The organism is Roseovarius sp. THAF27 (genome assembly GCF_009363655.1).
Taxonomy (GTDB): domain Bacteria; phylum Pseudomonadota; class Alphaproteobacteria; order Rhodobacterales; family Rhodobacteraceae; genus Roseovarius.
Genome location: NZ_CP045393.1, coordinates 976,181 through 988,680, shown reverse-complemented (window position 1 = coordinate 988,680; position 12,500 = coordinate 976,181). Strand labels below are relative to the sequence as shown.

The 12,500-nt window shown below is 67.3% G+C and carries 12 protein-coding genes; 1 reads left to right on the top strand and 11 read right to left on the bottom strand.

Annotated elements, in window-relative coordinates:
• Positions 1-23: 23 nt before the first annotated feature.
• The 8 genes from FIU89_RS04990 to FIU89_RS04955 all read right to left on the bottom strand — a co-directional run bounded on the left by FIU89_RS04990 (position 24) and on the right by FIU89_RS04955 (position 9,000).
• A complete protein-coding gene (locus FIU89_RS04990; RefSeq protein ID WP_152491572.1) occupies positions 24-713 on the bottom strand; it encodes a GntR family transcriptional regulator in 690 nt (229 codons plus the stop codon).
• Positions 710-1,084, bottom strand: a complete 375-nt coding sequence (locus tag FIU89_RS22905) for a DUF6166 domain-containing protein (RefSeq protein ID WP_368373303.1) — start codon at positions 1,082-1,084, stop codon at positions 710-712. The genes FIU89_RS04990 and FIU89_RS22905 overlap by 4 nt, the downstream gene beginning before the upstream one ends.
• A gap of 386 nt (positions 1,085-1,470) precedes the next feature.
• Positions 1,471-2,430, bottom strand: a complete 960-nt coding sequence (locus FIU89_RS04980) for an ABC transporter ATP-binding protein (RefSeq protein ID WP_152491570.1) — start codon at positions 2,428-2,430, stop codon at positions 1,471-1,473.
• Positions 2,427-3,455 (bottom strand): ABC transporter ATP-binding protein, encoded by a 1,029-nt coding sequence (locus FIU89_RS04975; RefSeq protein ID WP_152491569.1) that lies wholly within the window; start codon positions 3,453-3,455, stop codon positions 2,427-2,429. The genes FIU89_RS04980 and FIU89_RS04975 overlap by 4 nt, the downstream gene beginning before the upstream one ends.
• Positions 3,455-4,333: an ABC transporter permease gene (locus FIU89_RS04970; protein ID WP_172978028.1), complete on the bottom strand. Its 879-nt coding sequence runs from the start codon at positions 4,331-4,333 to the stop codon at positions 3,455-3,457. Before FIU89_RS04970 ends, FIU89_RS04975 begins: the two co-directional genes overlap by 1 nt.
• A 1-nt stretch (position 4,334) precedes the next feature.
• The gene (locus FIU89_RS04965; RefSeq protein ID WP_152491568.1) at positions 4,335-5,273 is read right to left on the bottom strand and encodes an ABC transporter permease; all 939 of its coding nucleotides are present in this window, start codon (positions 5,271-5,273) and stop codon (positions 4,335-4,337) included.
• A 21-nt stretch (positions 5,274-5,294) separates the two neighbouring features.
• Positions 5,295-6,887 carry an ABC transporter substrate-binding protein gene (locus tag FIU89_RS04960; protein WP_254701795.1) on the bottom strand — a complete coding sequence of 531 codons (1,593 nt, stop codon included), beginning with the start codon at positions 6,885-6,887 and terminating at the stop codon, positions 5,295-5,297.
• Between the two features lie 106 nt (positions 6,888-6,993).
• Positions 6,994-9,000: a CocE/NonD family hydrolase gene (locus FIU89_RS04955; RefSeq protein ID WP_152491567.1), complete on the bottom strand. Its 2,007-nt coding sequence runs from the start codon at positions 8,998-9,000 to the stop codon at positions 6,994-6,996.
• A gap of 112 nt (positions 9,001-9,112) precedes the next feature.
• On the opposite strand from FIU89_RS04955, the gene FIU89_RS04950 reads away from it, so the two are divergent.
• Entirely contained in the window at positions 9,113-9,919 is an 807-nt protein-coding gene (locus FIU89_RS04950) for a helix-turn-helix transcriptional regulator (RefSeq protein ID WP_152491566.1), read from the top strand.
• Between the two features lie 19 nt (positions 9,920-9,938).
• On the opposite strand, the gene pxpA is transcribed toward FIU89_RS04950, so the two are convergent.
• The 3 genes from pxpA to FIU89_RS04935 are packed head-to-tail and all read right to left on the bottom strand — an operon-like array spanning position 9,939 to position 12,500.
• On the bottom strand, positions 9,939-10,718 hold the full coding sequence (gene pxpA, locus FIU89_RS04945; RefSeq protein WP_152491565.1) for a LamB/YcsF family protein: 780 nt from the start codon (positions 10,716-10,718) through the stop codon (positions 9,939-9,941).
• A gap of 1 nt (position 10,719) precedes the next feature.
• The gene (locus FIU89_RS04940) at positions 10,720-11,742 is read right to left on the bottom strand and encodes a biotin-dependent carboxyltransferase family protein (protein ID WP_152491564.1); all 1,023 of its coding nucleotides are present in this window, start codon (positions 11,740-11,742) and stop codon (positions 10,720-10,722) included.
• Positions 11,739-12,500, bottom strand: coding sequence for an allophanate hydrolase subunit 1 (locus FIU89_RS04935; protein WP_152491563.1), 762 nt, complete (start codon positions 12,498-12,500; stop codon positions 11,739-11,741). The genes FIU89_RS04940 and FIU89_RS04935 overlap by 4 nt, the downstream gene beginning before the upstream one ends.

Below are 12,500 nucleotides of genomic sequence, written 5' to 3'. Positions count from 1 at the left end.
TCGCGTGCTTCGCGCGCCGCGGTTCAAAGGGTCGCGCGGGTGAACTCGTAGATATAGTCGATCAGCCGGTCCGACGCCGTGCCCGCGCCGGCTTCGTCGCCCTCCGCGATCTTCTGCGCCACGCCCGAATGCAGGTTGGCGCAGCGCTCGAGGTCCAGCGCCACGCGGTAGTTCTGAAACCAGAACCGACGCGACAGCCCCTGCATCCGCCGCATCGAGCGTTCGATGAACTCGTTGCGGCAGGCGGCCAGCACCGCGCGGTTGAACTCCAGGTCCAGTTGCATGAACGCGTCGTAATCCCGCGCCTCGGCCGATGCCGCCAGCCTCGCGGCCAGTTCCGCGAAGAACGCGCGCTCGGCCTCGGTCGAGCGCAGCGCCGCCTTGCAGGCACAAAGCCGCTCCACCTCGCGCCGCAACTCCAGCAGCTGCAACTGCTTGGCGATGTTGATCTCGGAAACCATGACGCCGCGGCGCGGCATCACCACGACCAGCCCCTCGGCCGCCAGCCGCTGCAGCGCCTCGCGCACGGGGGTGCGCCCGATGCCCAGTTCCTCGACCAGCTGCGACTCCGACAGAACCTGCCCCGGCTCAAGGTCCAGCGCCACGATCCGCGCCTCTATCATCTCGTAGGCTCGGTCGGTCAGCGTCACGCTGTCGATCTTTCGCGCGCGCGGCGGACCGTTGTCCAACACGCTCTCAGTGTCTTTGTTCATATTCTGCCTGTCTTTGGCCTTGACCATCGCGGTCGGTCATAGGGTCTTTTGTCACCATGTGAAAACCTAAGGCGCTTCGCGCCATGCCGCAAGGCTTGGGCGCACCTTCGGCAGGCCACCGCGCCGCGCGGTACGCCCCCCGCCGCAAAGGCCGTCACGGCGGCGGGGCAACTCCGGCACGTTCCGGGCTCATATTTCCGCAGCCGCTCTCTTTGCTCCGGCTGGACCTGAATGATGGCGGCCCGGATATCGGCCTCGGTCATTTCCCAATCGTTGCCGAAATTCACGGTCACTTCGCGCATGAACGGCTCGGCCAGGCGCCTGGCCAGCCCCGCATCGCCGGTCACGTCATAGATCAGCGCAAACGCCATGGTCAGCCTAAGATATACCAATTTCATTCGTATGATATATGAAAAATATGTTTATATTAATGCAAGCCATTCCCCATGAAGCCGCAATCGCCGAACTCGGCGCCTGCCGGTCTGCGGCCCTCCGTGATTGAAAGGCAAGCGCACCGGCCCACCCCGGCGCCTCGCTCATGCACGAGGGTCGGGTCGTCGGCACCGTCACCTCGGGCGCGTGGGATATCGCGTGGGCATGAACCTGGCCAACGGCATCGTCTCCCCCGGATTGACGCAAATGGGCGCCGCGTTCGAGCTGGACATGTGCGGTGAGATGATCCCGTGCGGGTGATCGACCCCTTGCCCCTACGGCCCCGAAATGCGCCTGCCGCGCAGTTAGCAGACCCGCGCGGCGCTCACAGCGGAAAAAGGCACCTGTGCCCGCGCCCGTCCTCGTCGGTCCAGCTTGGCTCGGTCACGGCACAGGTGGCCTGCGCCCAGGGGCAGCGCGGATGAAAATCGCAGCCCGAGGGCCGGTTCACCGGGCTCGGCACCTCGCCCTCCAACGCCACCCGCTCGTGCCGCGCATCGGGGTCGGGCTCGGGGTTCGCGGCCAGCAACGCCTTGGTATAGGGATGGCGCGGATGGGCGAAAACCCGGTCTGTCGGGCCTTTCTCCACGAACCGGCCCAGGTACATGATGGCCATCTGGTCTGTGACATGCCGCACCAGGTTCAGGTTGTGGGTGATGATCACGATCGCCACGCCGCTGCGCGCCTGCACGTCGGCCAGAAGGTTCAGCACCTCGCCCTGCACCGACATGTCGAGACCCGCCGTAGGCTCGTCCGCGATCAGCAGCTTGGGGTCCAGTGCCAGCGCCCGCGCCACGCCGACGCGCCGCGCCTGCCCGCCCGACAACTGGTGCGGATAGCGCGTTGCGAACTCGGCCGGCAGCCCCACGAGGCCCAGCAGGCGCTCGGCCTCGCCGCGCCCGGCGGGCCGCCCGTGAATGCGCAGCGGTTCCGTCACCAGGGACTTGACCGTCAGCCGGGGCGACAGCGACCCCACCGGGTCCTGCCACATCATCGACATGTCGGTGCGCAGGCGGGCCCACTCGCGGGCCGAGGCCTCCGAAATTTCCGCCCCGTCAAAGCGGATCGACCCGCCCGAGGGTTTCTTCAGCCCGATCAGCGTGCGCGCGATGGTGGACTTGCCCGAGCCGCTTTCGCCCACCAGCCCCAGCGTCTCGCCCGCACCCAGCGTGAAGGACACGCCGCACACCGCCTCGAAATCATTTGGCTCGCGGCGCAACGCGGCCTTCAGACGCCCCTGCCGCGCATACCGGATGCGCAGGTCCTCGACTTCCAGAAGGCTCATGCCCTGTCCTCCGCCGGGTCGTTCAGATGGCACCGCGCCGCCTGCCCCCCGCCGGCATCGTAAAGCGGCGGATGCGCGGTACTGCAGCGCTCGAACGCCTTGGGACAGCGGGCGCGAAACGCGCATCCCGCGGGCGGGCGGCGCAGGTCCGGCAAAGTGCCGGGAATGGTCGGCAGCCGGCGCGTGGCCTCGCGGATGCGGGCCGGGTCGCACTCGAACAGCGCCTGCGTGTAGGGATGGCACGGGTCGCGGAACACCTGCGCCACGGCGCCGCGCTCCACCACTTCGCCCGCATACATCACCGCCACCTCGTCGCACAGCTCGGCCACCGTCCCCAGGTGGTGCGACACGAACAGCACCGAACAGCCGAACTTTTCCTGCAACTCGCGCAGCAGGGTGACGATCTGCATCTCCAGCGTGGCATCCAGCGCCGTCGTGGGCTCATCCGCGATCAACAGGTCCGGCCGCGTCAGCAGCGCCATGGCGATGCACACCCGCTGGCGCATCCCGCCCGAAAGCTGATGCGGATAGGCATCGAGCTTCGACGCCGCATCGGGCAATTGCACCTGTTCGAGAAACTCGATGGCGCGGGCGCGTTTTTCGGCCCGCCCGCCCGGTTCGCGATACTGGATGTCCATCATCTGCTGTCCGATGGTCGTCACCGGGTTGAGCGAGGTCATCGGGTCCTGAAAGATCATCGAGATCCGCCTGCCCCGCAGAGCGCGCCACTCCCTCGGCCTCAGCTGCGCAAGGTTCTGGCCATCCATGTCGATCCGCCCGCCCGCGATCCGCGCATTCTCGGCCAGAAGGCCGATCAGCGAATACGCGAGCGTGGACTTGCCGCACCCGCTTTCGCCGACAAGGCCCAGCACCTTGCCCCGGGGCACGTCCAGGGTGATGTCGCGCAGCGCATGGATAGCCCCGCGCGGCGTGGCGAAATCCACCGAAAGCCCGTCGATCTGCACCAGCGGCTCGGCGCCGCCTTCCGTTTGCCGGTCCGGCTCTGTCGCAACGCTGGATACCATCAGCCGGCCTTTCTCAGCTTGGGATCGAAGATGTCGCGCAGCGCCTCGCCCATGAAGGTGAACCCAAGCGTCACCAGGATGATCGGGATCGACCCGCCGATCACAGGCCAGGGCGAGTTGCGGATGAAATTGTAGCCGTCGTTCAGGATCACGCCCCAGGACGGCGTCGGCGGCCGTACCCCCATGCCAAGGAAACTCAGGCCCGCCTCGGTCGCGATCACCAGCGGCACGTCCATCGACGCCAGGATCAGCAGCGGGCCCAGCACGTTCGGCAGCACATGCACGAACAGGAGGCGCGGCGTGCCCACCCCCATCGCGCGCTCGGCCAGGATGAACTCGGCATTCTTCAGCGCCATCGTCTGGGTCCGCACGATACGGGCATAGATCGGCACCGAGGTGATCGCCACCACCAGCATCACCGTGAACAGGCTCGGGCCGATGATGGTCACCACCGCCAGGCCGAAAACGATGGTGGGAAACGAGCGCAGCGCGTCGAAGATCAACAGCAGGATATTGTCCAGCCAGCGCGGCCCCAGCCCCGCGATCAGCCCCAGAAGCAGCCCGATGCTCAGCGCCGCGGCCAGCGAGGCCGCGGCGACCAGCATCGCGATGCGCCCGCCCGCGATGACCCGGCTGAAGATGTCGCGCCCGATATTGTCGGTGCCCAGCCAGTGCTCGGCCGAGGGCGGGGCCATGCGCGGGCCGGTCATGATGGCGGCAGGATCATAGGGCACGATCCACGGCGCGAGAATGGCCGAGCCGACGATCAGCGCCACCAGCACGAAACCGATCAGGCCGGTCGGGCTGGCCGACAGAACCCGCCAGGTCCGGATCATCACACCCGGTTCGGAAACGGCCTCTTGCGTGGCGTCGGTCATGTCACATGTCCTCCCGCTGGCGCGGATCCAGCCAGGCAATCACCAGGTCCGAGATCAGCGTCGCCAGCACGATGATGCCGGTGGTCACCAGCACCGCGCCCAAGACGATGGGATAGTTGCGTTCGTTCACCGCCTGCACGATCAGCGCGCCGATCCCGGGCCGGGCAAAGATCACCTCGACGAACACCGCCGCCGAGAAAAGATGCGCCACGCCCGTGCCGATCAGGGTCACGGCGGGCTGCACCGCGATCTTCAGGATATGCGAGCGGGTGATCCACCGGTCCGGCAGGCCATAGGCGCGCGCCATGCGCACATGCGGCTGGCCCATCACCTCCAGCATCGAGGCCCGCACGATCCGGGAGACGTATCCCACCCAAGACACCCCGATGGCAAAGGACGGCAGGATCAGGTGCGTGACCCGGTCCCAGAACCCCTCGCCCGCGCCGATCGCGGGCAGCCATTGCAGCCAGACCGCAAAAACCAGCACCGAATAGAGCGCCATGACGAAGGCCGGGATCGAGATCGTGCCGACCGAGAGCACCCCGGTCAGCGTATCGAGCCACGTGTTGCGCCGCAGTGCCGAATAGCAGCCCAAGGCGATGCCCAGCACCGCGCCCCAGAGGATCGAGACGCTGATCAGGATCAGCGTGTAGGGCAGCTGCTCGAACACGATCTGCGACACCTCGCGGCCCGTGAACACGTCCTGCCCCAGGTCGCCGCGCAGGATGTTGCCGAAGAACGTCACGATCTGCACCGGCAGCGGCTTGTCCAGCCCCATCGCCTCGCGCGTCTGCTCGATCAGCTCTGGCGTGGCGCGAGGGCCCAGGATCATCACCGCCGGGTCGCCCGGCACCACGTGCAGCATGAGCGTCAGGATAGAGACCGCGACCATCACGATCACGACCGAAAGGACAAGCCTTTGGGAGGCGTATAACAGCACGGGCCGCGGTATCCTTTAGCGTCAGACTTCGCCGTCGAAGTCGATGAACAAGGGCCGCCCGTCGGGCCGCAGCGCCGGCTCCAGTCCTTCGCGGTACATCACCGGGGTGCCTTCATGGGTGATGAACTTGTAGGCCCCGGTCGCTTCCATCAGGTCCTGCATCTTGCGATACATCTCGGCGCGTTTCTCGCCATCCGCCTCGCTCAGCGCAGCGGCGTGCAACTCGTCGAACTCCGTGTTCGAGAACCGTTCCCAGTTCCAGATGCCGACCTGGTCGGTGACGAACCAGCTGGTCGCGTAATAGGGGTCCGGCAGCATCGAGAAGCGGTTCAGCACCAGCTGCATGTCCTTCCAGCGTTCGCCCTCGCTTTCCATGCCCAGCGTCCAGAAAGACCCAGAGTCCTGCACGTTGATCTGCGTCTGGATGCCGATCTGCGCCAGCTGCGCCTGGACCACCTCGGCAATGGTCTTCCACACCGTGGCATTGAGCGCGTCGATGGTCAGCGGCTCGGCCGGCGGACCGCCCGCCGCCTCCAGGTACTCGCGCGCCTTGTCCAGGTCGCCCGCCACCGGAACCGACGGGGTCTCGCGGTGGCCCGGCAGGCCGGGGGCGATCATGCCTGTGGCCGGAGCCGCCTCGCCGAAATAGGCCGCGTCGATGATCTGCTCGGCGTTGATGGCGTGCTGGATCGCCTTGCGCAGGTTCTCGTCGCCCAGCGCGGGGTTGTCCAGGTTCATGCCCAGCCAGACATAATAAAGCGACGGGTATTCCTCGATCACCGTGTTGGCGGGCACGTTGCCGCGATATTGCGCCAGCGACGACAGCGTGATCTCGGTATAATCCAGGTCGCCGGCCTCATACGCGCGCTCGGCGGTCTTGGTGTCGTCCATCGGCAGGATGCGAATCTCGTCGAACCCGGGCGCCTCGCCCTTCCAGTCGGGGTTGCGCACCAGGTGCACATACTGGTTCGGCTTCCACGCTTCCAGGATGTAGGGGCCGGAAAAGGCCGGCGGCTCCATCCCGAAATTGCCGCCGCTTTCCGTGGCTTCCATCACCGCCTTCTTCGACACGATATGCCCCGTGCCATAGGGCAGCGTGATGCTCCACAGCGGCTGGAACGGCTCTTTCAGAACGATGGTGCCCTCGTACTTGCCGGTCACCTCGACATGGTCCAGCGGGCCCCAGTCGCTTTTCACCGGGCTGTCATGCTCCAGCACGCGCTCGAACGAGAACTTGACGTCCTCTGCGGTCATCTCGCCATAACCGCCGGTGAACATCAGCCCCTCTTTCAGCTTGAAGGTGATGTGCGTGTCGTCGACCTGCTCGATGGACTCGGCGGCCTCCAACTCCCATTCCCATTCACGGCCGGGCACATAGCGCACCAGCTTGGAATAGATGCAGTTCATGACATCGACGTTATAGCCGTTCTGGTAGAAGCCGGGGTCAAGCGCGTCGATATCGGCATAGGAACTGACGCGCAGCACCTTGCCCGACTGCGCCCAGATGCGCGAGCCCAGGGGCATGGTGGTGGCGGCGAGGCCCGTCGCGGCGGCCCCGCGCAGGAACGCGCGACGCCCGATGCCGGGTTTGTTGGCGGTCATGTGATCGGTCATTCTTGTTACTCCCAGTTGTGTGGCCGTTTCGGCCTTTCGTGTTCGGCGCCGGACGATCCCGGCGCGAAAAGTGATGGTCCGTGCCACGCCGGGCGCGGAACGCGGGTCAGGCCAGGTCGCGCGGAATCTCGCAGGACCAGGTCTGTTCGTGGGCAATCGCATCGCCTTCCCTGGCGACCAGCTTGGCGTTGATGACGAAATGCGTGGCCGTGGCGGTCATCTCGGTTTCCGTGCGGCTGGACATGCGCCAGTCACCGCGCGACATGTCCAGGTCCCACACCACGTGCCCCTTGAACGAGCGCCAGTCGGTGCCGGTGAACGAATAGGTCTCGACGCAGGTCGCCCCGCGGGTCATGTCGTTGTCCTTGATCCGCAGCCGCCCGTCGGAATCGACGATCCGCACCTGCGTCTCGCCCGTGCCGAGGTCCTCGCGCACGATCCATTCGGCCTGCTCCGGTTCCAGCACTTCCTTGTCCATCGGCGGCGCGCCCTTGGGCGTGCCCAGATCGCGCGGCTGGGTCACCGCATCCATATCCCGCACCGGCAGCACAAGCCGGCTGGCGGCGGTATCGATCTGCAGCGTCACCGGCTCCGGCGCGGGCCAGGCCACGGGGAAATAGCTGGTCGAAACCGACAGCCGCAGCCGGTGCCCGGCGCGGAACGTCTGCGCGACATGCTTGAACGGCACCGTCGCGGTGTAGGTCTCACCCGGCACCAGCGCCTCCGGCGTCTCGTGGCTGTCGCGATGGGTCAGGTTCAACAACCCGTAACAGACGCGCGTCGCCGCACCGTCGGGGGCCACGTCCACAAGGCGCGCGGCCACCTGCGCCACCGGCTGATCGACCGAAAAGCTGATCTCTAGCTGCGCGTCGCCGGCAATCTCCAGCGGCGTCTCCAAAGGCTCCGTCTCGAACACCAGGCTCCCGGCGTCATCGCGGCGCTGGTCCACCGGCTGGTCGCCCGGATTGGCATAGGAACACCACTTGCCCCCGGCAATCCCGGTGCCCAGCGGCGAGCGGATATTCAGCGTCCCCTTGGGCGCGTCCTCCTGCCCCAGCGTCCCGTCGCGGCCCAGCGCGAATGGCGTCCGCGTGACGTTCGGCGACGGCCAGGACGGCTCTTCCACCCAGCGGCCCTCGCGCTCCGCGTAATAGCTGGCGGGCTCGGCGTGGTCCTGCATGAAAAGCCGCAGCTGCGGCTCGTCCATGATCCCGGTCTCGACCCCCTTCAGCCACTGGTCCCACCAGCGCAGCTCCTCGCCCAGCCAGTCGATGGCAGGCCCCGGAACGCCGATATGCGGGTACTTGTGCGACCAGGGACCAACGAGGCCCTTCTTGGGGCATTGCAGGTTTTCCATCAGCCGGAACACCGTCCGGCAATACCCGTCCGCCCAGCCCGACACGGCATAGACCGGCACCTGGATGCGGCCGATATCCTCGCAGACAGACCCGTGTTTCCAGAAATCGTCGCGGCGCTGGTGCTCGGCCCAGGTCTTCAGCCACAGGCCAGAGCCGGTCAGCCGCTGCATCCACATCTCGCGCCACTTGTCGCCCACCAGGTCGGGGTCGGGCGGCAGCGTGTTGATGGCAAACATGTGCGACGCCCAGGAGATCTGGTCGACCACCATCGTGCCGCCCATGTAATGCACGTCATCGGCATAGCGGTCGTCGGTCGAGGCGATGGACACCACTGCCTTCAGCGCGGGCGGCTGCAGCGCCGCCACCTGCAAGCCGTTGAACCCGCCCCAGGAAATGCCCACCATGCCCACGGCACCGTCGCACCAGTCCTGGGCCGCGATCCACGCGATCACGTCGCAGCCGTCCTGCAACTCCTGCGCGGTATACTCGTCCTCCATCAACCCTTCGGATTCGCCCGTGCCCCGCAGGTCGGCGCGCACATAGGCATAGCCACGCGCCGCGATGTAGGGCGCGCGCACAGAGTCGCGCGGCAGGGTGACGTCGCCCTTGCGGTACGGCAGAAACTCGAAAATGGCCGGAACCGGCGTGCCATTGGCCGGACGCCAGATGCGCGCCGCCAGGATGCAGCCATCGGGCAACGGTATTTCCACATGGCGTTCCTCGATGATATCGAGCGTCGAGCCAGCGTAATTCATCCGGGGGATCCTTGCGTGGTTTCGACGCGTATCGTGCCATGCGCAAGGCGTCGTCACAATTTCGCTTCATGACGCATGTTGACATAAAAAGTGCGTCAGGTAGCGTCAGTTCATGACCTCCGACCCCCTCTCCACCAATCTCACCTTCGCCTGCACCTTTCTGCCCTCCATCGCGCATATCTGCCGCCGGATCGGCATCAACCGGCAACAGTTCAACAAGTACCTTTCCGGCCGCGTGCGCCCGTCGCGGCACAACATGCGAAAGATCTGCGAATTCTTCGGTGTGACCGAAGGCGAGCTGCTGATGGAACCTGCGCGTTTTGCCGACCTGATCGCCCTGCGCCGCCTGCCCGGCGGCGAGGTCGAGGCCACACCCGTCGGCCCCACGCTGCGCCGCCTCAACCAGTTCTCTGGGCCGTTGGAGCGCTATTGCGGCAGCTATTTCAGGTACTTCCATTCGTTCAGCAATCCCGGCTGCATCATGCGGTCCTACGCCAGGATGACCCGCAAGGACGGCTACTACCTGTGGAAGAACATCGAACGCGACGCGGGTCCGCAGGGCGGCGCGCGCGAGGTCCACAAGTACGAAGGTTTGGTGTTCTTCCTCGGGGAGCGCATCAATGTCGTGGAAAACGAGACCACGCTGTCCTCCTCGATCACCCAGATGATCCTCTACCCGACCTACAGCGCGGGCATCGACTATCTGCTCGGCGTGCAGACCGGCGGCCCGCTGCGGCTGGGGCGCAAGCCCGCCGCCTCGCGCGTCGTGCTCGACTACCTGGGGCAGAATGTCGATCCGCGCCGCGCGATGGCGCAATGCGGGCTGTTGAAGCCCGATCAGATCGACCCGCGCATCGCGCAGCTGGTCCGCAACGAGATGCCGCCCGGCGCCTGGACCTTCGAGGTCGAGCAGCTCTAGGCGCAGGCTGTCGACCGCCTCACGCCGAAACCGGCTCGCCCGCGAAGGCCTTCAACTCCGTTCCGGCGGCTTTCAGCGCCTGCCGGACATGGCGCGCGATGTCGACGGCGGTGGGCGTGTCGCCATGCAGGCAGATCGTGTCGATCCGGGTGGGAATGCGCTTGCCGCTTTCGGTGATGATCGCGCCTGCGCCCACCATCTCGACCATTCGCGCCGCGGCGGCCTCGGGGTCGTGAATGACGGCCCCCGGCTGGCTACGGTCGACCAGCGTCGCGTCGTCGTTATAGGCGCGGTCGGCAAAGATCTCGCAGGCCGCGCGGCAGCCCAGCTCGGCCACCGCCTCCTGCTGCGCCGTGCCCGCCAGCACCATGACGATCAGCTCCGGCGCGACCGACAGCGCCGCCTCGTAACAGGCCCGCGCCACCGCCTTGTCCTCCGACGCCATGTTGGCCAGCGCCCCGTGCAGCTTCAGGTGCCGCACCTCGGCGCCTTCCGCCCGCGCCATGCCCAGCGCCGCGCCCAGCTGATAGCGCACCAGGTTGCCAAGGCTCTCCGCCGGCAGGGTCATCCGCCGCCGCCCGAAGCCCTGCAAGTCGGGAAAGCCCGGATGCGCCCCGATCCCGACACCGCGCTCCGCCGCCGCGCGCATGGTCCCGGCCATCACGTCCCAGTCGCCCGCGTGCTGGCCGCAGGCGATGTTGGCCGAGGTCACGATCTCCAGCACCGCCGCGTCGTTTCCCATCACCCAGGGGCCAAAGCTTTCGCCCATATCTGCGTTCAGATCCACCGTTCCCGTCATGTCAGGTCTCCTCCAGTTCCCGTCCCGCCGTCGCCCCGCTGATCAGCTGATAGGCAAGCAGGTCTCTGATGTTATGCGGGTCGCGCACCAGCGGTGTCAGCGCCGATCGCAGCCCGTTGCGATGCGCGGCGGCGCGGCGCTCGGCCTCCACCGCCTCTTCCAGCGTCACGAAGCGGAACCGCAGCGCCGTGCCCGGCGTGGCCTGCACCACCGTCGGCAGGTCGCAGGGCAGTACCGAGGCGATACGCGGGTACCCCCCCGTCGTCTGGCATTCGCCCAAGAGCACGAAAGGCGCGCCGTCGCCGGTGATCTGGATATCCCCCGGCACCACGACTTCTGACAACACGCTCAGGCCCGCATCGCTGTGAAAGCCCTCGCCGTCGAAATCCAGCCGTACGCCCATTCGACTGCCCCGCGCATCGCGCTTGAACCGGGTCGTCTCGAACCGCTCGATCTGGTCGGCGTCGAAGAAATCCGTCTGCAGGCTCGGCACGACGCGCACCGTGCCGCCCTCGAACCGCGGCGCGACGGGCAGCAGCCGGTTCACCTCCGCCGGCGCGGTCTCTTCACCGATCTCCAGCCGTGCCCCGGACTCCACCGCCTGTCCCAGCCCGCTCGCCACGTGCACGCTGCGCGACCCGAGCCGCACATCGCCGCCAAAACCGCCGCCCACATGCAGGTAGCCGTAACTGCCCGCCTCGGCCCCGCCGATGGTCAGCCGCGCCCCGGCGGGCAACGCGTGGCTGGCGTGCCAGGCCACCCTTGTGCCGTCGATGGCCGCCCGCATCGGCGCGCCGGTCAGGGCAATGCGCATGTCGCTCTCCGCTTCGAACTCGCCGCCCATCCCGGCCATCTCCAGCGCCGCCAACCCGTCGTCCTGACCCAACAGCGCCGCGCCCTCGGCCAGCGCCAGCCGGTCGGCAGCCCCCCCCGGCGACAGACCGAAGCCCATATAGCCCGGCCGCCCCCGATCCTGCAGCGTCAGGCCCGGCCCCGCGCGGCGCACGATCAGCGCCCGGCTCATGTCAGCTCCTTCGCGCGCGCGCCGCCATCGGGGTCGTCCTTCATCGCCTCGAACCGCTCCCGCGAGACCGGCTCGAACCGCACCGCATCGCCGGGCCGCAACACGAAGGGCGTCTCGGCCTCGGGCCGGAACAGCCGAAACCCGGTCTGACCGACATGCCGCCACCCGGTCGGGGTGGAGACCGAGAAAAGCACCAACTGCCGGATCGCCACCGCCAGCGCGCCCTCGGGAATGCGCTCGGTCAGGGCCTTTTGGCGCGGGATGTCCCATTCCGGCGCAAGCTCGCCCAGATAGGGCTGACCGGGGGCAAAGCCGATGGTCTGCACCCGCACGACGGTCTCCGAGATCGAGGCAATCGCCTCTTCCGCCGTCATCCCCGCCGCCTCTGCGGCCTCGTCCAACTGGGGCGCAAGATCCGTGCCAAAGACCGTCGGAATGCGCCATTCCCGCCGCCCCTGCGGCAGGTCGGCCTCGTACCAGTCGCGCTCCTGCACCAGCGCATCGAGGTCGGCGCGCAGGCCCGCGTGATCCCGGTGCACCGGGTTGAACCGGACATAGGCCGAGACCAGCGATGTCGACGTCTCCTCCACCCCCTCGGGCGCGGCCCGGTCCAGCGCGGCGCGGAACGCCAGCGCCGCGCGGTTCGCCGGCTCGCTCAGACGGTCGCCAAAGCTGACCAGCATCCCGTCCACCCCGACGGTGCGGATCTTCGGCCAGTCCGACGCGGCCTCCTGCCGCTCTGTGCCCGTGTCGCTCAT